Source organism: uncultured Salegentibacter sp. (assembly GCF_963972535.1).
In the GTDB taxonomy this organism is placed as follows: domain Bacteria; phylum Bacteroidota; class Bacteroidia; order Flavobacteriales; family Flavobacteriaceae; genus Salegentibacter.
This window is the reverse complement of sequence record NZ_CAXAVR010000041.1, coordinates 1-21,289: the sequence shown is the minus strand read 5'-3', so window position 1 is coordinate 21,289 and position 21,289 is coordinate 1. Positions and strand designations below refer to the sequence as shown.

The window sequence follows — 21,289 nt, the reverse complement described above, 5'->3', positions numbered from 1 at the left end:
GCGCCAGCATATTTTCACTAAGCACACGAACAGTTCCATTGAGATAATCTACAATTCTAGCTTTATTTCCACCGGTTTGATTCATTCTTAAAACCGAAGAACCCTGGGATTCGGGGCTAACATTTACATTTCGGTACCTGCCAACAGCAGAATCAAAATTCATAAAACTCACGTAGAAAGGAGTTCCTGCCTGTAAAGGTTGGTCTACCCTAATAATGGATCCACTAAAAAATGGAAGCCGAACCAGCTCCCCAGATTTATAATTTTTATTGAATTCTTTAGGTTCTACCTCCCTATAAGTTTTCTCTTTGGTTTTATAATTCTGAAGGCTCAAACTCGAAGGCACATTCGCTTTTAAATTGTAAGTAGACGAGTCTAAAAATGTAATGGTCATTGTTACATTTAAGGCCTGTGACATCGTGGTATCGGCCACTACTTTAAAAGGGGCGCTGCCATAAGCATCTATACGTTGATATTCACCTTCCTTTAAATACTGAGTATAAAACTGAAGTTCTTCTACCACCTCTTCGTTATGCGACCGCGATCTTAAGATCGTCATCGCGGTATTCACCTTATCTGAAGTCCCACCCCAGTTAAAAGTTAAACTGGTATTACTGGTGAAAAACGGATTTTGATCGTCTTTTATTGAAATGGAATTCCCTAGGTTATAGACAGGTAATTTCCTTACGTTGTTATAATAGGCCACCGCCAAACTAATTCCTACCGAAAGTAGAATTAACTTCCAGTAACTTATCACTTTAAGCACAAAACCCTTAAAATCAAAGGTTGAGCCTACATCTGATATGTGATCATCTTCGTGCGCCATTAAATCCTGCTAAATAATAAGATTGTAGTTGTAATAAATGATAATATGGTAACTCCGGTTCTAAATATTTCGAGTCCTGTTGTTCCCAGTCCCAATGCTTTTTGCGGTAATGCATTCACCAAAATAAGGTCGTTGGGCTGAATGTAATAATACTCACTTTTGGTAGCATCAATATCGGTTAGGTCTATAAGATGAACTTTTTCGCCCTCGGGATATTGCCTTATAATTTTCACATTTTCCATATCGCCATATTCGGTAATTCCACCGGCATTGGCTACGGCTTCCATTATGGTTACCTTTTCTTTATAAATTACCTGGCTTCCGGTTCCTATTTCGCCCAGGGTGGTATACCTGATTCCCGCGAGCTTGACGGTTACAAAAATATTGGCTTCTTCCCTAAAATAATTCTCCAGTAAAAGACCTTCAATTTTTTCCCTTATCTCCCTTTCGGTATATCCTAACACATTAACCTCGCCAAGAGTGGGCACGCGAATATTCCCGTGATCGTCTACCGTAAAACCGTCAAAAAATACCGCTTCTTCGGTAGTAGCATTAGGATTTGCTTCTCCCACAGGGTTAAACATCCCAACTAATTCCTGGTCCAGGGCTTTTACCCGAATACTTAAAAGGTCACCGGTTTGTATACGATATGGTTTTTTAAGCTGTTGAATTCGAATAACACTATCCAGCTTTTCGTCGTTATCTTGAAGATAAGTAGTTTTTTTAGTAGAAATACAGGACGAGAAACTTAAAACTCCCGCCAGTAAGATTAGAATTAAATAGTATCTCTTCAGCATATTTCACTATAGATTCGGGACATCAGGATAAAATAACCCGACCAATGCACATTTATGCTTTCGGGCACCATCCTAATTTAGATAGTTTTAACAAATATAGTTTTTGTAGGCTAATAATAAAATTAAGTCGCAATTTTCCTTTTATTTTGCACAAAACTCAAGTCTGTGAATTATTTAAGTGTAGAAAATATTGCCAAAGCCTACGGGGAACATGTATTATTCGAAGATATTTCATTCGGAATAAATGAAGGCCAAAAAGTAGGATTTATCGCCAAAAACGGAACCGGAAAAACTTCCCTCCTAAATATCCTGGCGGGCTCCGATTCGCCAGATGCCGGGAAAGTGGTGTATAGAAAGGATATTACCACCGCTTTTCTTCCGCAGGAACCTAATTTAGATCCTAATTTAACGGTAGAAGAAACCATATTTTCTTCAGATAATGAAATTCTGAATATTATAAACCGATACGAAAAAGCGCTTAAAAATCCCGATGATGCTGATGCTTATCAGAAAGCTTTTGAAGAAATGGATGCCGCTCAGGCCTGGGATTTTGAAACCCAGTACAAACAAATTCTGTTTAAACTGAAGCTAGATGATCTTTCTAAAGAGGTGAAATACCTTTCCGGTGGACAAAAAAAGCGATTGGCCCTTACGGTTATGCTGCTACAAAAGCCAAATTTCATCATTATGGATGAGCCAACCAACCACCTGGATCTGGATATGATAGAGTGGCTGGAAGAATATTTTAAAAAAGAGAATTTTACTATTTTTATGGTAACCCACGACAGGTATTTCCTAGAAAGGGTTTGTAATGAAATTGTGGAATTAGATCACGGACAGTTATACACCTACAAAGGAAATTACGGCTATTATCTTGATAAAAAAGATGCGCGAATGGCGCAGGAAGCCACAAATACCGAAAAAGCTAAACAGCTTTACAAAAAAGAACTGGATTGGATGCGCCGTCAACCCAAAGCGCGTACCACCAAATCTAAATCCAGGATAGACGATTTCCAGGATATAAAAGATCGGGCCCACAAACGCCGGCAGGATCACGAAATTCAGCTGGAACTCAATATGGAGCGCATGGGCAGTAAAATCGTAGAACTACATAATATTGGGAAGTCTTTTGAAGATAATGAGTTACTGAAAAATTTCAGCTATAATTTTAAACGCGGCGAACGTATTGGAATTATTGGCAAAAACGGAACCGGAAAATCTACTTTTCTAAACATTCTCACCGGAGCGATAAAACCCGATAACGGAAAAGTAGTTATAGGCGAAACTATAAAATTCGGTTATTACACCCAGGCAGGAATCACTATTAAACCAGGGCAGAAAGTTATTGAAGTAATTCGGGAATTTGGAGAATATATTCCTCTGAAAAAAGGTCGGCAAATTTCAGCGCAGCAACTTTTAGAGCGCTTTTTATTCGATCGTAAAAAGCAATACGATTTTGTTGAAAAATTAAGTGGGGGTGAACGAAAAAGGCTTTACCTGTGTACAGTGCTTATACAAAATCCTAACTTTCTAATTCTGGATGAACCTACCAACGATCTTGATATCGTAACGCTAAACGTGCTAGAGAGCTTCCTGCTGGACTTTCCGGGTTGTTTGGTAGTGGTTTCCCACGACAGGTATTTTATGGATAAGATCGTAGATCACCTGTTCGTATTCCAGGGTAATGCCGAAGTTCAGGATTTCCCCGGCAATTATAGCGATTATCGGGAATATGAAGAAAGTGCATCTGCGGAAGTTAAAGAGGAAACCCAATCTACCAACCAGAAAGACAATAAAAAAGACTGGAAAAAGACGAGCTCGGGCAGTAAGTTAAGTTACAACGAACAGAAGGAATTCGGAAAACTGGAAAAAGAAATCGCCAGACTCGAGAAGAAAAAAGAGGAAATTCAGCAGAAATTCCTGCAAGACCTCAGCGGAGAAAAAGTTGCCGAAAATTCAGTTGAACTTAAAAAAATAGAAGTTCAAATAGAAGAAAAAACCGAACGCTGGTTTGAACTTGGCGCGAAAGCGGAGTAGGTTTCAGTTGGCAGTTTTTAGTTGGCAGTGGGTAGGAGTTTGGGCTATGCACTTGCCTCACTATTGGGGTGTTTGTCATAACTGTAAATGATTTTAAAAAGCAGGCATTAGAACTCAATGCGACCAATTGAGAAAAGAAATTTATTTATTATTAGTCAGAAAGTGCTTTAATTCGTCATCCTGAATTTATTTCAGGATCTAAGATGAGATAGTCAAATCACGTTGGAAGCTGAAACCAGTCCAGCTTGAAGAAGGAAGTAATACGCGCCAGACTAACTAAATTATGAACTGAAATTTGCAGTTAAAAGCTTACATAAAATTCCTTTTAAAATCCCAGAATCAACACGGGTTACACTCACCTTTTGTATATGATTTGGTGACGAATTGTTTTTATGATAAAATGAAATACAAGGAATATAAGCTATTAAAGCAATACCGAAAAGATCTTCTGAAAAATAATACTACTATTCAGGTGACCGACTTTGGTGCGGGTAGCAAGGTATTTACCTCCAACCGCCGTACCGTTTCGGCGATTGCTAAAAATGTGGGAATTCCAAAGAAAAGAGCCAGGTTTTTATTTCGTTTGGTTAATTATTTAGGTTGTAAAAATAATCTTGAATTAGGTACTTCCCTGGGAATTGGTGCCTCTGCTCTGGCTGCAAATAAGAAAAATAACTTAATCAGCATTGAAGGTTGCCCACAAACCGCTGATGTGGCGCGGGAACAATTGAAAAAATTCGGTATTAAAAATGTAAACCTTATTGTTGGGGAGTTTGAAGAAATTCTTTCTAAAATTGTGACCCCACCTGAGGAAAAAAGTAAAACCGAAGGCTCAAAAGATTTACAACGAACAACAAACAATAAACAACAAACAACCTTCGATCTTATATATTTCGACGGGCATCACACCAAGGAAGCTACTTTAAAATATTTCCATCAATTATTACCCACCGCTCATAATAATTCAGTTTTTGTGTTAGATGATATTCACTGGTCGCCGGGGATGAAGGCTGCCTGGAAGGAAATTAAAGCGCATCCCCAGGTAAGAGTAACGATTGACACCTTTTTCCTGGGACTCGTATTTTTCAGGAAAGAACAGGCAAGACAGCATTTTAAAATCAGGTTGTAACAAAAAGTAAAAATAGGCGTCCTATAAGCACAAAATTTTTTCTGCATGAGTAAAGTCATTGAAATCAGGCAAATTACCAGGGATTTTCCGTTAGGAAATGAAATCGTAAAAGTTTTAAAAGGAATCGATCTCGATATAGATCGTGGTGAATATGTTGCAATTATGGGGCCTTCCGGTTCCGGAAAATCTACTTTAATGAACTTATTGGGCTGCCTGGATACACCAACTTCCGGAACCTATATCCTTAATGGAAAAGATGCGAGCCAAATGGGTGACGATGAACTTGCCGAAATCAGAAATAAAGAGATCGGTTTTGTTTTTCAGACCTTTAACCTGCTCCCCAGGACTACCGCATTAGAAAATGTTGCTTTACCAATGATCTATGCCGGTTACAATAAAGCCGACCGAAAAAAACGTGCGGAGGAAGTACTTACTAATGTTGGTTTAGGAGATAGAATGGACCACAAGCCTAATCAACTTTCGGGAGGGCAGCGTCAAAGAGTAGCCGTTGGAAGAGCTTTGGTGAACAAACCTTCTATAATTCTTGCCGATGAACCTACCGGAAACCTGGATTCAAAAACTTCATTAGAAATTATGAATCTTTTTGATGAAATTCACGCTGCGGGAAATACCGTAATTTTGGTTACTCACGAAGAGGAGGTTGCAGACCACGCCCACCGGGTAATTCGTCTTCGAGATGGAATGGTAGAAAGTGATGAACGAAAAGAGGTTATTAGCCAATAAGCGGTTATCCGGATAAATTTCTTTCCAAAATTCTCTAAATCAGATTTTTTCATCTGACTCAAAAAAGGTTTCATAAAAGCCAGACTTCTGCATTTTTCAGAAATTACCAAGGTGTTTTCTGGAATTACAATGGGGCTGATTTCCACATCCGGAAGCTTCACATAAAGAGGATTATTCTTAACTTTGAAATCTAAATAATCATCAAAATGAAGCATAAATTTGGAATTTTACTGCTTGCACTTGCAAGCATTTTTATTTCCTGTAATGACCAGGAAAAAGAAGCGCATACTAACCAGGAACAAACCGAAACCAAAGAGAATAGTTCTGTTAAAGTAGATGAATTCGCAGATATTAAGATTCTTAGGTACGAAATACCGGGATGGGAAAATCTGGATCTCAAAGAGCAAAAATTAGTTTATTATCTAACCCAGGCAGGCCTTGCCGGAAGAGATATTATTTGGGCTCAAAACTACAAACACAATCTAAAGATTAGAAAAGCTTTAGAGAATGTGTATGCTAATTACGAAGGCGACAAAGATTCGGAAGATTGGAAAGCTTTTGAAACCTACCTGAAACGAATTTGGTTTTCCAACGGCATTCATCATCATTATTCTAACAATAAGATCAAGCCTGATTTTGATAAAGAATACCTTGAAACATTATTATCAGAAACCAATACCGAACTTAGTGGAGAGCCTTTAGAAGTTATTTTTAACGATAAGGATGCGAAAAAAGTAAACTTAGATGAAGCCGAAGGTTTACTTTCGGGATCTGCCACCAATTTTTACGGAGCGGATGTTACCGCTGCTGAAGTTGAAGAATTTTATGCAAATAAAAAATCACCTAATCCCGATAAACCGCTTTCTTTCGGTCTCAATTCTAAACTTGTTAAGGAAAATGGCCAATTAAAGGAACAGGTTTACAAAGTTGACGGCCTATATGGTAATGCAATTTCTGAAATTATCAAATGGTTAGAAAAAGCTGAAGCGGTTGCCGAAAACGAAAAACAAGCTAATGCTTTAGGACTTCTCATAGAATATTATAAAACCGGAGATCTTGAAGTTTGGGACGATTATAATGTTGCCTGGGTTGAAGCCACAGAGGGAAATATTGATTATATCAACGGATTTATCGAAGTCTATAATGATCCATTAGGCTACCGCGGTTCTTATGAGAATATTGTGCAGATAAAAGATTTCGATATGTCTGAAAAAATGAAAGTTTTGGAAGATAATGTGCAATGGTTTGAAGACAACGCGCCTATCATGGATGATCACAAAAAAGAAGAAGTAGTTGGCGTAACCTACAAAACCGTGATTGTTGCAGGGGAAGCCGGAGATGCTTCACCGAGCACGCCCATTGGTGTAAATCTTCCTAATGCAAACTGGATAAGACAGGAACACGGAAGTAAATCGGTTTCTCTGGGTAATATTATTAACGCCTATAGCAAAGCTGGCGGAAGCGAAAAACTTAAAGAGTTCTCTCACGATGAGGAAGAGATTGAGTTAAGTGAGCAATACGGCGAACAGGCCGATAAATTACATACTGCACTTCACGAAGTAGTGGGCCACGCATCAGGTAAAATCAACCAGGGAGTTGGCCAGACCAAAGAAACCTTAAAAAGTTATGCCTCTACTATGGAAGAAGGTCGTGCTGATTTGGTGGGACTTTATTATCTAATGGATCCAAAATTAGAAGAATTAGGGTTAACTGATGATCATACGAAGCTGGGAAAAGCGGCTTATAACGATTATATCAGGAATGGAATGCTGGGTCAATTAACCAGGATCGAGATGGGCGAAGACATTGAAGAATCTCATATGAGAAACAGGATGTGGGTAAGTTCCTGGGTTATTGAAAAAGGGAAAGAAGATGGAGTGATCGAAAAAGTTAAAAAAGAGGGAAAAACTTATTACGACATAAAAGATTACCAGAAACTTAGAGAACTTTTTGGAGAGTTATTACGTGAAACTCAAAGAATTAAATCTGAAGGTGATTACGAAGCTGCCAAAAACCTTGTAGAAAATTATGGTGTAAAAGTAGATCAGGAAATTCACAAAGAAGTTTTAGAACGAAATGCAGTCTTTAAGTCAGCGCCTTACAGCGGTTTTGTAAATCCTGAGCTAGTAACCGAAACGGACGAAAATGGTGAAATTACGACTATTAAGGTAACTCAGCCCGAAAGCTTTGAAAGTCAAATGCTGGAGTATTCAAAGAAATATAGCTTTTTAAAGGAAGACGCCGGAGCGGAATAAACAACTTCGGAACAAGCTCACGAATCATTATTATTGAAAAATATAATTTGATTTCGAGGCAAGCCTCGGAGCATTTAATCTCGATTATCGAGTAATTGAATTATCATAAAAATTATTAAGAAACGAAAATTTCAATTTCCTTCTTCAATTTTTCTGTAAAATCTAAAGCCACGAATACAATATGTTTTCGTGGCTTTTTTATTAGAAAAATATTCAAGACGCTTATTTGAAATATCTGTTCTAAAAAATTCAATTTATACTTTCTTAACGAATTTGGTCAAAATAACAATTTGTTGTCCTTCTACCTTTCCTTCAATTTGTTCTGCATTGTTGTGTACTAGAGAAACCCTACGCACAGCCGTTCCGCGTTTAGCGGTTAAACTACTGCCTTTCACATTTAAATCTTTAGTAAGCACCACGGTGTCACCGGCTTCGATTACTGCACCATTACTGTCTTTATGAATAAATTCCGGTGTAGTGTTTTCTTCGGAAATCAACTGGGATTTGGCAAAAGCTTTTAACTCGTCTTCCATATACATCATATCAAGCAAATCCTGAGGCCAGCCTTCGGCTTTTAATTTTGTCAGCATTTGAAAAGCGGTTACCTGAACAGCAGGAACTGTACTCCACATAGAATCGTTTAAACAACGCCAGTGATTTACCTCAACTTTATCAAGATCTTCCAGCTGTTCGGTGCAAACCTGGCATGCCATAAAACTTCCATCAGTAACTTCGCCCGGGAAATTTTCAAGACTAAAAACCTGTAAATTATCTGTAGCGCTACAAAGTTCGCAGGTACTATCGCTGCGTTCTCTTAATTCTTTTTCTAAATTCATTCTTGATTTTTGAAGTCGCGAAGATAGGATATTATAAACCTGAGCTGATATTTTTATTACAAAAAGGCTGGCAAACCTTTAAAAATCCCTTTCTTTATTCCTTTGCTTCTTCAATATATTGATTCACCCGTTCTTCCAAAATAGGAAGTGTAACCACTCCCTGCTCTAAAATCACTTCGTGGAAATCCCGAATATCAAAATCGGAACCAAGGGCTTCTTCAGCCTTTTTTCGCAATTCCCTGATTTTAATCTCGCCAATTTTATAGGAAACAGCCTGGCCAGGCCAGGAAATATAGCGATCTACTTCAGTGTTGATATTATGCATAGAAAGTGCGGTATTCTTCTCGAAGTATGCTACCGCTTCTTCTCTGCTCCAACCCATCGCGTGAATTCCGGTATCGATTACCAATCGGCAGGCACGCCATTGCTCATAGGTAAGTTTTCCAAAAAGCTCATAAGGTGTAGTATAAATTCCCATATCTTCAGCTAGGAACTCAGAATACAAGCCCCAACCTTCTCCATAAGCCGATAAATACATATTTCTACGGAATTTTGGAATACTGTCGCCCAATTCGGCATTTAACGCATTTTGTAAATGATGTCCCGGCACCGCTTCATGGGCGGTTAAAGAAGGTAAAACATACAAGGGACGATTAGATAAATTATAAGTATTCACCCAATAATAGCCCGGCTGAGTTTCATTTGAGGCGCCAATATAACGCCCGGTGGTATATTTTGGAGCAATAGCATCAGGAACTTTCGCCACGCCGTAAGGTTTTCTAGGTAAGGTTTTAAAATAAGCGGGAAGTTTAGCATCAATACGCTTAGCAATATCCCGTGCTTCCATTAATAATTCTTCACCGGTTTTAGCATAAAATTGCTCATCGGTTCTTAAGAAATGAATGAATTCCTCGAAACTGCCCTCAAATTCGACTTCGGCAATTATTTTTTTCATTTCTGAATTAATCCGTGCTACTTCCTCTAAACCAATTTGATGAATTTCTTCTGCCGTTAAATCTAAAGTGGTATAATAATCCAATCGATTTTGATAATATTCCCTCCCATTTGGAATTTCAGAAACTCCCAAACTTGTTCGTGTATTTGGTAGATATTCAGTTTCGAAAAATGTCTTTATTCTTTTAAACTGCGGAATTACATTATTTGAAATCGCATTTTCAGCCGCCGATAAAACAGAATCCCTTTGTTTTTCCGAAAGCGTTTTGGGAAGATTTTCAAAAGGTTCATAAAAATAACTTTCTTTTGGATCTTCCACGATCTGGTCGTTATAAGTAGATTCGTAACCCTCAAAAATCACCCGTGGCTGTGTATTCCCTTTCTTTAATCCTTCACGCAATAACACGAAATGTTGATCTACATAAGTAGGAATCGCATTTAACTTATTCAAATATGCTTTTACCTGATTATAATTATTTAAATCTCTAACCTGGTAAGCAAGGCTTAAATGAAATCCCGAATCTGAAAGCAACGGATTTAAATAAGCTTCATATTTATAGCGATCTACAGTTTCCTGAAGTTTAAATTTTAGCATTTTCAGAGAAATCTGTTCGGTTTCATTTAAAGAATCGGTTTTTATTTCCTGTAGCTGCTCCAACTGCTTCTCAGCAAATTCTGACTCTTCTTTGTAATATTTCTCGGTATATAATCCCAAAGGAAATTCTTCGCGATCGTAGGCTTTGTAATCTTCTATTTTACTTATGATGGAGTCTAATTTTTCTGAATCTTCCTGGGCAGATAAAAAGGAAATACTTAAAAAAACGAGGGCAATGCTGAAAAGTTTTTTCATAAAAAAGTAGAATTTTCAATAAATATAAGGTTTCTGAAGAAATGTTTTTTTAGTCGTTAGTTAATAGTTTTTAGACCTTAGGTTTTATAAAACTACGGTCTTTAGAACAAGTTGAGAGAGATTGCTTCAGTCATTCCTCCTTCGCAATGACACCAATTTTGATAGAATAAGTATTTTCTTCCACGCATTATGAATCTCCTATATTATCTTATAATATTCGATCATCATTTCTACTAGTCATTACGAGCGACGAAGGAGCGTGGTAATCTTTTATTTAGAAGTTTTTCCCAAGATTTGAAAAGATTGCTTCAGTTGTTCCTTATTCGCAATGACGTGCGTTTTTGAAGGTCTTGCCACGAATACACGAATATTTTTAGTCAATAGTCTGTAGTTGTTAGGCGTTAGATATAATCTAGCTATAGACTAAAGTCTACCGATTAAGTCGAGAGATTGCTTCAGTCATTCTTCCTTCGCAATGACGTGCCTGGATGATGTTGTAAGAATACACGAGTATTCTACTAACACTAATTGTGAATTGGTGATCTTAAATAATTAATTCCCAATAATCCTCGTGCCTAATTGCGATAATAACTCCTTTGCATTACCACGCGTTTTTTCGGTTTCTATGGCTTTAATTTCACCATTTTCCTCAATCAGTTTATAGCTAAACGCAAAGTCGGCATCTGCCCTGGCTATAGGACTTAAAGTCCCAAAACGAAGATCGTTAAAATAAATTTCTCCATCTCTTTTTGAAATCGTGTACCAACCTTCTGAAATATCGATAAGCCGTTTTACATTTCGTTTTTCGCTCCAGTCGCCAAGGAATTGATGGTTTTTAGGATGTTCTACAAATTCTATTGGTTGTGTATCAAAAATTGAATAGTTCCCAATTAAATATGCATCATCAATCTCCACATTAGCCGACCATAAAACAGCATTTAGCGGGGCCGGTTTGGTTTCAATTTTATAATAGGCAATACCCTGATCTTCTAATGCTTCAGTAAACTTATCAAACGTGTAAAGTTTTAAGGCCGGGGTAATAACCAACAAATAGATACTACTTATTAAGAGGCCAAGGTTATTTAATTTTCTCCTTTTTTTAGTTCCTTTTGCTTGTCGCATCGCCAGGATTAAGAACACTAAAAATGGCAAAGTGTATAAAGGGTCTATTACAAAAATGTTCTTATACGCCAAACGGACTTCTAAAGGCCAAAATAACTGTGTGCCCCAGGTTGTATGAGAATCCAGAAGCGGATGCGTGAAAAAGCCCCAAAACATCAACCAGGACCAATTTTGCCAGGTTGCAATAGATTTCTTTTCAATCTTTGAAATTAGCCAACCAAAAATGGGTGCAAAAAGTATGGAAAATACGATGGAGTGTGTAAAGCCACGGTGAATTTCAATAGCGGTAATAGTATCGGTAAAAGCGCTGGCAAAAGTATCCAGATCGGGAATTGTGCCCGCAATGGCTCCATAAAGCATCGCTTTGTTTCCAACTTTTTTCCCCAGAACCGCTTCGCCAACCGCAGCGCCTAAGACTATTTGTGTTAGTGAATCCATTTATGACTTTTTTCTTCTCTGATTTGTAACTTCTACTTTTCCAAAAGAAAACTAGATAGTAATAAAGTTTTAATCACGTCATCCTGAACTTGTTTCAGGATCTAAGACGTTGATAAGATCATGTTAGAAGCTGAAACAAGTTCAGCTTGACGAAAATAAGACATTTCATATAATCTCAACTAAAGCTTAGAAAAGGTTCCAAAATCTTAATTCTAGCATTTAATCATCAACAATCTCCATCTTCCTTAGAAGGAATGATGCATTCATATTCTGGCAAATTCCGTCTTTAAATTTATAATCAAAATGTAACTCATCATTGATAATTTCCGCATCAAAATAATGGTTTTTCACCTGACTTAATTCTGAAGTGATTTCGCATAAACTCAGATCGTGCGTAGCGATGATTCCGGTAGAATTAGAGTTCACCAATTTCCTGATAAACTTTTTAGAGCCTATAGCTTTATCGCTACTATTGGTTCCTTTTAAAATTTCATCAAGAATAATAAAATACCGATCGGTTTTAATCTCGTCTACTATAAATTTTAAACGCTTTAATTCTGAAAAGAAGTAAGATTCATCGTCACTTAACGAATCGCTAGTGCGCATACTGGTAATGAGTTTAATTGGCGAATACTTACAGGCTTCAGCACAAACCGGAAGCCCAATATTACTCATTAGAATTTGAAGCGATACAGTTCTCAAAAAAGTACTTTTCCCGGCCATATTTGCGCCGGTAATAATAAAGAATTCTTCGTCTCCAATCGCAAAATCGTTAGCTACTCTCTTTTTAGTATCTAAAAGCGGATGCGCCAATTTGCTTGCAGAAATCCCTCTTTTTTCGTTGATGATTTCAGGAAAAACATAGTTAGGATGATTAAACACAAAATTTCCCAGGGAATTATAAGCATCAGTAAGTTCGATTACTTCAAACCACTTTTCGACATTTTGGCGATATGCTGAAATCCATTTTTCAAGTTTATAACTCTGGCGAAGATCCCAGAGTAAAAAACCGTTGCCAAAAATGCCAAAAAGCATATTGTTTCGCTGGTCTAACGCGTCAATCGCTTTAGAAAATTCTTTAAAAATTGCTGATGCCTTTTTCTTTTCTGAATGAATAAGCGACTGGTTTTTCTTTAAAATTTCTGAAGAAAATTCTTCTTTTTCAAGAAGTTCTAGCAGCAAATGATATTGATGAAAAGTATCCTGAACTTTACTTACGCTCCCTGAAAGTAAATTGATCTTTTTCAGAAAAATTCCTGTAAAAAGTAAGCCGGCTAAAAACCATAGAAAAAGGTGAATTCCTTTTAAGTAATCAAAGGCGTAACCCACGATCACTAAAATAGAAATCACCGAAAAGACAGTGGGTAACCACTTAATATAATTCGGAACAAAATTCTTATAATTCTTAAACCATTTAATTACGGTTTTAGACGGCGTTTCAGTCTTTACCAATTTTGCCAGTGCTGTAAACTCCTGTCTCCATTCTGCTTTTGTTGCCAGTTCTTTAACGGCTTCCTGTTTCTGCGGAATATTTTCAATACTATTTTTAGTAAAAATACCGGCCAGTATTTTTGTACCTTCATAAAGCGCGGTTCGGTTGGAATACTGGAAAAACGAGCCTCGTCCAAATAAATCGATATCCTGACTGTAAGGATGTATAGGGTTTTCAAATTCGCTTCCTTCAGGTAAATCCTTAAAATTACGGGTTTTTAGAATATCAATTTCCAGTTCGTTCAGCTTGATAATTTCCTTTTGCTTATCGCTCTTATCTTTAAGATTGCTGTGCCTGGAAACCAGGAATAAAAAAAGTGCAATCCCGCCAAAAATTACGGGAACGATCACATTCATATTTCCGAAGAAATAATAGATTGCAAAACATATTGCGAGAAAAATGAAAAGCCTGATTAAACTGGAGAACAGCAATTTTTTGGAGATCTTGCTTAATTCCTGCTGGTGTATTTCTTTTTGCTTTGTATAAAATTCTAATGGGTTATTCATCTAAATCTTTAAGTTCTTGTTGTTGCTTTTTGGTTAATCCTGCTTTTATCAAATTGTAAGAATCATCTACTAATTGAAAAATAAAGTCGGGCTTTAAATGACCATCCAGGATTACGGTATTCCAATGTTGTTTATTCATATGGTAACCGGGCAAAATATTATTCTCGTATTCTTCCCGCAAGCTAATCGCTTTTTCAGGATCACATTTTAAATTTACACTAAGCGGAATCGCATCAAGACCGGTTAAAGCAAACATTTTGCCCATAACTTTAAAAACCAGGGTATCTGGACCAAAAGGTAAACCTTCGGTTACGCCTTTTTTGCTGATGCAATAATTTCTTAGCGTTTCTATGTCCATATTTAAGAATTGTCATTTCCGTGCAGACGGAAATCTATCTAATAATCAATATGCTAGATCCTGAAACAAGTTCAGGATGACGTTATATTCTATTTCTCAATTTTTGGCTGATTTCTATCTTCTAAAGTCAGCGCGGTATAATCTAGCTTCCAACCTATAGTTTCCACTATTTTTTCCATCAACAAAATAGTATCCAGCGCTTCTTTTCGCGCCTGATCTAAAAGTCCGCTTTGGGGAATTTTATCAACTATATAATTTTTTGCGTCACGGTTAATATCGGTAAGATCTGACGTTGTAAAGGGATTCGCCCATCCTTCGCGCTTATCGTAATATTTAAAATCTGTCTCCACAGTAAGCAATTCGGGCTGTGGAAAATTGGTAAGCACAATGGTTTTCTTTTCATTTTCGCTATTCATTCGCACTTTACTAAGATCAAAACCTACGTGCGCTTTGGCATTAACCAACACTATGGCCTTTTTCTTTCCCAGAAGTAAACTCAGATATTTTTCCTTTAAATTCTCGTAATGATAGACTTCAGAAAAATCGCCTTCAACGGTAATAAATTTACAAACACTTCTTATTTTATCCATAATCACCAAGGACTGCTCGTTGGTTTTAAGCTTTGATTTCTCCTTATTAAACCTGGCAAAAATAAAATAAGCCGCGACCGCTCCCACGGCCAATCCGATAAATAAAAATTCCATATTAATTTCCTATTTCTCCCAAATGAGTGAACTTGAAGCCTTTTTCATACTTAAGCCCGTAGCCTAAAATACGATCAAAAGCTGCGTGTGAAAACAAAATTACACCTATTAATTGAAATACTTCACTTTGCAGATAAAATCCCAGGAACCATATTAAAAGCGCAAGGCCTTTATGATGAAAAAGATTATAAATAAAAGCTCCTGTTTTATTATTGAAGATATACCCCAACATTCCAAAATCTGGTGTAAAAAATAAAACTAAAAACCACCACCAGGCAAAGTCTAATCGGCTAAAAACGAAGATTCCCAACATTAACATTGCGAGTTCTTCAATTGCGAGTGTTATTTTCATAAGAATTTATATAAAACAGGTTTTGAGGGGCTGGCATCGTTTTCAAAAGAAGCTATTTGTAGATTTAGTAAATAGTCCCCATCCTCAATAGCATTAGGAACATACACCAGTTCGGTAATGGTAGCATCAAAACGAGTATTTTTTGGGTAATTCCAAAAAGCTTTGTGCGCCAGTAATTTCCCGCCATCCTTTTCCTTATCTATCGAAGGTAAATCTATAAGCAAATGTTTTACACCGGAATTTCTAAGAAAAATTGCAGCCTCTTCACTAAGATAAGGCCAATTGGTATGCGAATACTTTTTCGTTTGCTTTTCCCTGAAATTGGGCAGCGTGCGTATAATTAAAGCTTCAGTTGCGTTGGGCTGAATTTTCTCCTTCAAAATTACCTCGGAAATCACTCTATCATCTCCCCTTGTTTCAGGCTCTACTGAAATCAATTTAGAAAAAAAGAAGAAGGTTTTCAGGGTTTGGTTGATGCTATAAAATTCCCTAGAAATATGCCCTACACATTCGGTATGCGTACCGTGTGCATGCGGATTAAACTGAATATTATTGAAATTAACCGAAGCTCCTTCTGATACTTTCCCAATAAAATCGCCGTCTTTCACCGGTGTTATTTTCGGAGCATCTAAATACCACGCTACCGGATTTTTAGCATCGCCTCGCAAACCAATGGAAATATCAAGGGGTTTGGAAAGATCGGTTTGGTATGTTTTCCTGTTGAGTGCTATACTTGTTTTCACAAGCTAAATGTATTAAAAACTTTTGCTCTAAAATAAGATAAACATAGAATGAGATGAGTCTTTCTATAATCTTATGAAATGGTCCTCCTGAACTTGTTTTAGAGCCTGCCCCGATTTGTTCGGGGATCTAAGTTGTTCGTAACTAAAACATGTTAGAAGCTGAAATAAATTCAGCTTGACGAGGTTTGAATATGTTGGATAATTTTTAGATTGAAAGTCAAAAACAAGCTTTTATTAATCCAGGAAAAACAAATCTGCAGCAATCCCGTCACTTAAAAATTTTCCTTTAGAAGTAATATGAAAAACTCCATTTTTTTTCTGAAGTAAATTTTCTTCTTGCAATGGCTTTGCAAGCTCCAAAAAGTGAGCTTTATAATCTTCTCCAAATTTCCCTAAAACCTCAGCAAGATTTACTCCAAATTTCGTGCGAAGCCGGGTCATTACATATTCGTTGTATTTATCTGAAAGTGATAAGGTCTCAGTTTCCTGTGGGATTTTATCTTTTTCGAGTGCTTTTATATAGAGTGGATTATTCGAGATGTTCCATTTTCGGGAATTCCCATCGTAAGAATGTGCGGCCGGGCCAATACCCAAATAAGGTTTCCCCAGCCAATAAGCGGTATTATTTTCTGAAAAATAACCGGGCTTGCCAAAGTTGGAAAACTCATAATGTTCAAAACCATTTTTGGTTAAAGTTTCGACTAAAATTTCAAAATGAAACTTTGCCGCTTCGTCATCTACCGGTTTTATTTTTCCTCTTTCAATAAATTTCTGAAGCGCGGTATTCGGCTCTACGGTAAGTGCATAACTGGAAATATGAGGCACGCCAAGTTCAAGTGAAATTTCTATATTTCGTTGCCATCGCTCTAAACTCATTCCTGGAATGCCGTAGATAAGATCTATAGAGATATTATCAAAAGATTGTTTGGCGAGTTTTATACTTTTTAAAGCTTCTTCGGCATTATGCGCGCGGTTCATCAGCTTTAAATCTTCTTCAAAAAAAGATTGAATTCCAATACTTAGCCGGTTGATTTTAGAATCGGCCAGCACATTTATTTTTTCTTCAGTCAAATCATCGGGATTTGCTTCGAGAGTGATTTCGGGATTTCCGGCAATCTTATAATTCGAGTAAATGGCCTCAAAAATTTGCTGAAGTTCCTCTGCTTCTAACAAACTGGGAGTTCCGCCACCAAAATAAATCGTCTGGATTTCAGGAGAATTGAGCTCATTTTTCCGGAGCACTAATTCCCTACAAAGCATCTCCACAAGTTTCCCTTTCTTTTTTAAAGAGGTAGAGAAATGAAAATCACAATAGTGACAAGCCTGCTTACAGAAAGGAATATGGATGTATAAGCCTGCAGCCCCTCCCGGCCTCCCCGAAGGGGAGGAGTTATCAGCAATTCCGTATAACAACTTTTCTCTCAAAATTTTAATCTCTTTCATTAACTCATAAACATCCTACTTATGGACTGGGAATTTCATTTTTTCTTTGGGGGGCCAGAGGTTTTCCCCCTTTGGGGGTTAGGGGGCTGAACTCGTGGCTCATTTTGCTTTACGAAGGCAGCCCAACCTGAATAGCTTTTTCCCACTTCGGTTCTACCAGAATTGTAAAAATGACAAACCGCAGCTGCAAGCCCATCGGTTGAGTCGAGATTTTTTGGTAAGGATTTCAAACCGAGTAAACTTTGTAGCATTTTTGCTACCTGTTCTTTACTGGCGTTCCCATTGCCGGTAATTGCCATTTTTATTTTCTTGGGTAAATATTCGGTAATTGGTATCTCTCTTGAAAGTCCTGCGGCCATTGCAACGCCCTGTGCCCTTCCCAACTTAAGCATAGATTGTACGTTTTTACCAAAAAAAGGGGCTTCTATCGCAATTTCATCGGGGTGGTAAGTGTCTATCAACTCTATGGTACGTTCAAAAATCAATTTTAGTTTCACGTAATGATCGCTGTATTTACTAAGCTGCAATTCATTCAACTGCAAAAATTTCATCTGCTTGTTTTCCACTTTTATAAGTCCGAAACCCATAATCGTGGTACCGGGATCAATTCCTAAAATGATTCTTTCGCTTTTCAAAATACCTTCTTCAATTTAAAACCTACCAAATTTCACGTAGCTTCGCAAAGCTAAGCAATTTCATTTCCTTACTCGCTAAGCGAGATTTCAAATACAGAATAGCTTAAATATTTTCTCTTACTACTGTTGTTGAATTTGCAGTGATTTGGTTTACTTTACGCGGAAAACAAGAATTAAAAAACCGAATATGTTCATCTTTATTATAATCTGTATTTGTTATTCGGTTTTAATGCTAATGCTGCTTTACGGCTGGAAAAAAACTCCTGAATTCCCTGCGGAAAATTCACCTGCCGAAATACGGTTTTCTATTATTATTCCTTTTAGAAATGAAGCCGAAAATTTACCTGTTTTATTGAATTCCCTGGCCAGGATAAATTATCCCGAATCTAAGTTTGAAATTATCCTTGTGAATGATGAGTCGGAAGATAATTCTGTGGAAATCATCGAAGAATTTCAGCAAACTCATCTAGATTTCAATTTAAAAGTTCTGGAAAACAATCACATTTCGAATTCCCCAAAAAAAGACGCAATTAACACTGCAATTAATTCTGCTAATTTTGAATATATAATTACTACCGATGCAGACTGCCAGGTTCTTGAAAACTGGTTAAAAAGCTATAATGACTTTATACTTAAAACCGGAAATAAACTCATTGCGGGACCGGTTGCTTTAAATTCTCTGCCAGCAGCAAACACAAATAATAAGCGCAAAAATATCTTAAGCAATTTTGAAGACTTAGATATTTTAAGTCTTCAGGCATCTACTGCTGGAGCATTCGGTATCGGGAAAGCATTTATGTGCAATGGCGCTAATTTATGTTATGAGAAAGATGCCTTTTTAGAAGTTTCAGGGTTTACCGGAAATGATAATATTGCAAGCGGTGATGATGTTTTTTTACTTCAAAAATTTCAGCAGCAGAATTATAAAATCGGGTTTTTAAAAAGTAAGGAAGTACTTGTTTATACCAAACCTCAACAAAATTTTGGTGATTTGGTTTCACAGCGAATTCGTTGGGCTTCTAAAGCGCCGGCTTACAAAAGCTTATTTGCAAAATTCACCGGAGTAAGCGTGCTTTTAATGAACTTAAGTCTTGTGATCGCTGTTTTTTTAGTCTTCTTACAAATCCTAGCCTACCAACCTATTTTGATCATTTTCCTGGTAAAATTTAATCTTGATTTTATACTGATCTACAGCTCAGCTAAATTTTTTCAACGAGAAAAAATATTGCGGAGTTATTTTTGGAGCAGTATCTTTTATCCTTTCTTTAGCACTTATGTCGCTGTGAAATCCATATTTTCGGACTTTTCCTGGAAAGGAAGACAATTTAAAAACTAAAGATGAATTATTATATTTTAGATTATATAACCTCTGACAATTACCTGGAAAAAAGGGTAAAATACCGAAAAGAACACTTAAATCACGCCAGCGAATATTTTAATGAAAGCTATCTTATACTTGGCGGAGCCATAGATGCGGCAAATGAAGCAGTATTGGTTTTTAAGGCCGACAGTGAGAAAATCGCGGAAGCTTTTGCCCAAAATGATCCGTACGTGAAAAACGGCCTTATTAAAAGCTGGTCGGTAAAAAAATGGAATGTGGTGATTGGCAATTAAATTGATACTGAAAGAAGATCTTCACCTAATTCGTGAATCGCTTTTTCTATTCTTCTTGCTCTTTCTTCTGAAGCATTTGCTTTTCCACTGGCATATTGCCTCATGAGCGAAGGGTTTATACCAGATTTTTCGGCGATAGCAGAAATTTTTATTGGAAGAAGCTTAAAAAATGAAGCTATATCCAGCCTATATTCAAATTCAGTTAAACCTTTAATTTCATCTAACCATTCTTCATTAAGATCTTCTGCTACTTCTATATAATCCTCAAACGCAACTTTAAGATTTTGCTTTAATTCATCTAATGAATTTCCAAAAGCACTTACTCCGCCTGGGATATTTTGAGTACTTCCCCAGTAAGTCCCATCCTCGGCCTTTTCAACATATACATTAATCTTTTTCATTGTAATTTATTTAATTCCGGCTTGTTTTAAAATTGAATTCACCGTTCCCTTAGGAAGATCTTTTTTAGGATGCGGAATGGTGACAATCCCTCTCTTTTCAGGATGTTTAAAATGATGGTGACTTCCTTTTGTTCTTACGAGGTACCATCCATCTTTTTTAATTGCTTTAATTAAGGAAACCGAATTCACTCTCTAAATATATAACGAAAATGTTATATAACAAAACTGTTATATGTGAATTATTACTCAGCTTTAATAACAATAGGCATTTTAAAAACGGTAGAAACCGGCACACCGCGCTTACTGGCGGGATAAATTTTTGGTAGAGAATCTATGCTCTGGTCTAACCACATTCGCAATTCTGGAAGTTGATTATTTAATGTCGAATCTATTTTAACTGAATCGATCTCGGGACGGCCCGCACTGTTTATTTCCAGGTAAAGATAAAGCGTATCGTCTATAGATTCAGTAACTACCGGCTGTTGTTTAGAAAGATAAGCATAAATATTTTCGGCTACTTCCCGCTCAAAACATTCCCGGGCTGCAAGTAGTTCGGTTTCGTCCTGGCAGTCTTCAAATGCCGGGTATTCGTCTACTTCTTTCCAATTCAGTGTTTGGGATTCCAGTTCCAGCACTTCTTCAGAAGAAATTTTCTTGGTCTCAAAATTACAGGAGGAAATTAGTAAAAGTGCAATTACAAATAATCCACGCCGAAACAAGACTAATAAACAATTATGGAAGAAATAAGACTTAAATCTTGAGACAGGTTTCAGAGCATTTAAATCTCGATTATCGAGTAAAGCTTTTTTCATTGGCAAACGCACTTGGACTTTAAGCAAAAGTAAGGAAAATTAGGAGAAAGCCTGTCGAAAATAAAAAGCTAATCTTCTATTGCATCCAGTTTTAAAGACTTTATTTCTAACTGCCAAATCAAGCATGATATCCAAATATAAAGATCTCGAATATGCTTGTATTGAATATTTCCTAATGCTCGATGTGGGAAAATTAAATTAATTCTCAGCTAAATGCATCTTTTTCTTCAGGTCGCTTGCC

At 36.9% G+C, this 21,289-nt stretch carries 20 protein-coding genes and 1 pseudogene; 6 read left to right on the top strand and 15 right to left on the bottom strand.

What is annotated here, in order from left to right; all coding sequences use genetic code 11:
* Window positions 1-826: pseudogene (locus AACZ30_RS07170) on the bottom strand (sugar transporter); the annotation flags it as partial.
* Complete coding sequence (locus tag AACZ30_RS07165) at window positions 826-1,623, bottom strand: polysaccharide biosynthesis/export family protein (protein ID WP_339648520.1); 798 nt, start codon at window positions 1,621-1,623, stop codon at window positions 826-828. The gene AACZ30_RS07165 and the pseudogene AACZ30_RS07170, both read right to left, overlap by 1 nt.
* Before the next feature lie 165 nt (window positions 1,624-1,788).
* On the opposite strand from AACZ30_RS07165, the gene AACZ30_RS07160 reads away from it, so the two are divergent.
* The 4 genes from AACZ30_RS07160 (at window position 1,789) to AACZ30_RS07145 (ending at window position 7,788) form a co-directional block, all read left to right on the top strand.
* A complete protein-coding gene (locus tag AACZ30_RS07160) occupies window positions 1,789-3,660 on the top strand; it encodes an ABC-F family ATP-binding cassette domain-containing protein (protein WP_339648518.1) in 1,872 nt (623 codons plus the stop codon).
* A 400-nt stretch (window positions 3,661-4,060) separates the two neighbouring features.
* Complete coding sequence (locus AACZ30_RS07155; protein WP_339648516.1) at window positions 4,061-4,789, top strand: class I SAM-dependent methyltransferase; 729 nt, start codon at window positions 4,061-4,063, stop codon at window positions 4,787-4,789.
* 45 nt (window positions 4,790-4,834) lie between these two features.
* A complete protein-coding gene (locus AACZ30_RS07150; RefSeq protein ID WP_339648515.1) occupies window positions 4,835-5,533 on the top strand; it encodes an ABC transporter ATP-binding protein in 699 nt (232 codons plus the stop codon).
* Window positions 5,534-5,739: 206 nt separating this feature from the next.
* On the top strand, window positions 5,740-7,788 hold the full coding sequence (locus AACZ30_RS07145) for a dihydrofolate reductase (protein ID WP_339648514.1): 2,049 nt from the start codon (window positions 5,740-5,742) through the stop codon (window positions 7,786-7,788).
* Window positions 7,789-8,042: 254 nt separating this feature from the next.
* Here AACZ30_RS07145 and AACZ30_RS07140 read toward each other — a convergent pair whose 3' ends face one another.
* The 10 genes from AACZ30_RS07140 to ruvC all read right to left on the bottom strand — a co-directional run bounded on the left by AACZ30_RS07140 (window position 8,043) and on the right by ruvC (window position 18,221).
* A complete protein-coding gene (locus AACZ30_RS07140) occupies window positions 8,043-8,624 on the bottom strand; it encodes a PhnA domain-containing protein (protein ID WP_339648513.1) in 582 nt (193 codons plus the stop codon).
* Window positions 8,625-8,718: 94 nt separating this feature from the next.
* On the bottom strand, window positions 8,719-10,428 hold the full coding sequence (locus AACZ30_RS07135) for a DUF885 domain-containing protein (protein WP_339648512.1): 1,710 nt from the start codon (window positions 10,426-10,428) through the stop codon (window positions 8,719-8,721).
* 552 nt (window positions 10,429-10,980) lie between these two features.
* Entirely contained in the window at window positions 10,981-11,988 is a 1,008-nt protein-coding gene (locus AACZ30_RS07130) for a metal-dependent hydrolase (RefSeq protein ID WP_339648510.1), read from the bottom strand.
* 219 nt (window positions 11,989-12,207) lie between these two features.
* On the bottom strand, window positions 12,208-13,986 hold the full coding sequence (locus tag AACZ30_RS07125) for a DNA mismatch repair protein MutS (protein ID WP_339648508.1): 1,779 nt from the start codon (window positions 13,984-13,986) through the stop codon (window positions 12,208-12,210).
* Window positions 13,979-14,344, bottom strand: coding sequence for an MmcQ/YjbR family DNA-binding protein (locus tag AACZ30_RS07120; RefSeq protein ID WP_339648506.1), 366 nt, complete (start codon window positions 14,342-14,344; stop codon window positions 13,979-13,981). Before AACZ30_RS07120 ends, AACZ30_RS07125 begins: the two co-directional genes overlap by 8 nt.
* A gap of 89 nt (window positions 14,345-14,433) precedes the next feature.
* Window positions 14,434-15,048, bottom strand: coding sequence for a DUF4230 domain-containing protein (locus AACZ30_RS07115; protein ID WP_339648505.1), 615 nt, complete (start codon window positions 15,046-15,048; stop codon window positions 14,434-14,436).
* Window position 15,049: 1 nt separating this feature from the next.
* Complete coding sequence (locus AACZ30_RS07110; RefSeq protein WP_339648503.1) at window positions 15,050-15,400, bottom strand: DUF4260 domain-containing protein; 351 nt, start codon at window positions 15,398-15,400, stop codon at window positions 15,050-15,052.
* Complete coding sequence (locus tag AACZ30_RS07105; RefSeq protein ID WP_339648502.1) at window positions 15,397-16,143, bottom strand: cyclase family protein; 747 nt, start codon at window positions 16,141-16,143, stop codon at window positions 15,397-15,399. The genes AACZ30_RS07110 and AACZ30_RS07105 overlap by 4 nt, the downstream gene beginning before the upstream one ends.
* A 234-nt stretch (window positions 16,144-16,377) precedes the next feature.
* A complete protein-coding gene (gene hemW, locus AACZ30_RS07100) occupies window positions 16,378-17,544 on the bottom strand; it encodes a radical SAM family heme chaperone HemW (RefSeq protein ID WP_339648522.1) in 1,167 nt (388 codons plus the stop codon).
* 77 nt (window positions 17,545-17,621) lie between these two features.
* Window positions 17,622-18,221 (bottom strand): crossover junction endodeoxyribonuclease RuvC, encoded by a 600-nt coding sequence (gene ruvC / locus AACZ30_RS07095; protein ID WP_339648500.1) that lies wholly within the window; start codon window positions 18,219-18,221, stop codon window positions 17,622-17,624.
* 187 nt (window positions 18,222-18,408) lie between these two features.
* Here ruvC and AACZ30_RS07090 point away from each other — a divergent pair, with 187 nt between their 5' ends.
* Both AACZ30_RS07090 and AACZ30_RS07085 read left to right on the top strand, forming a co-directional pair.
* On the top strand, window positions 18,409-19,557 hold the full coding sequence (locus AACZ30_RS07090; protein ID WP_339648499.1) for a glycosyltransferase: 1,149 nt from the start codon (window positions 18,409-18,411) through the stop codon (window positions 19,555-19,557).
* 2 nt (window positions 19,558-19,559) lie between these two features.
* Complete coding sequence (locus tag AACZ30_RS07085) at window positions 19,560-19,835, top strand: YciI-like protein (RefSeq protein ID WP_339648497.1); 276 nt, start codon at window positions 19,560-19,562, stop codon at window positions 19,833-19,835.
* On the opposite strand, the gene AACZ30_RS07080 is transcribed toward AACZ30_RS07085, so the two are convergent.
* From AACZ30_RS07080 to AACZ30_RS07070, 3 genes are read right to left on the bottom strand one after another with little or no spacing between them, the layout of a single operon-like run.
* Window positions 19,832-20,236, bottom strand: coding sequence for a type II toxin-antitoxin system HicB family antitoxin (locus AACZ30_RS07080; RefSeq protein ID WP_208224569.1), 405 nt, complete (start codon window positions 20,234-20,236; stop codon window positions 19,832-19,834). The genes AACZ30_RS07085 and AACZ30_RS07080 overlap by 4 nt on opposite strands.
* A 6-nt stretch (window positions 20,237-20,242) precedes the next feature.
* Complete coding sequence (locus tag AACZ30_RS07075; RefSeq protein ID WP_208224568.1) at window positions 20,243-20,425, bottom strand: type II toxin-antitoxin system HicA family toxin; 183 nt, start codon at window positions 20,423-20,425, stop codon at window positions 20,243-20,245.
* Between the two features lie 53 nt (window positions 20,426-20,478).
* Window positions 20,479-21,075 (bottom strand): hypothetical protein, encoded by a 597-nt coding sequence (locus AACZ30_RS07070; protein ID WP_339648494.1) that lies wholly within the window; start codon window positions 21,073-21,075, stop codon window positions 20,479-20,481.
* Window positions 21,076-21,289 lie beyond the last annotated feature (214 nt).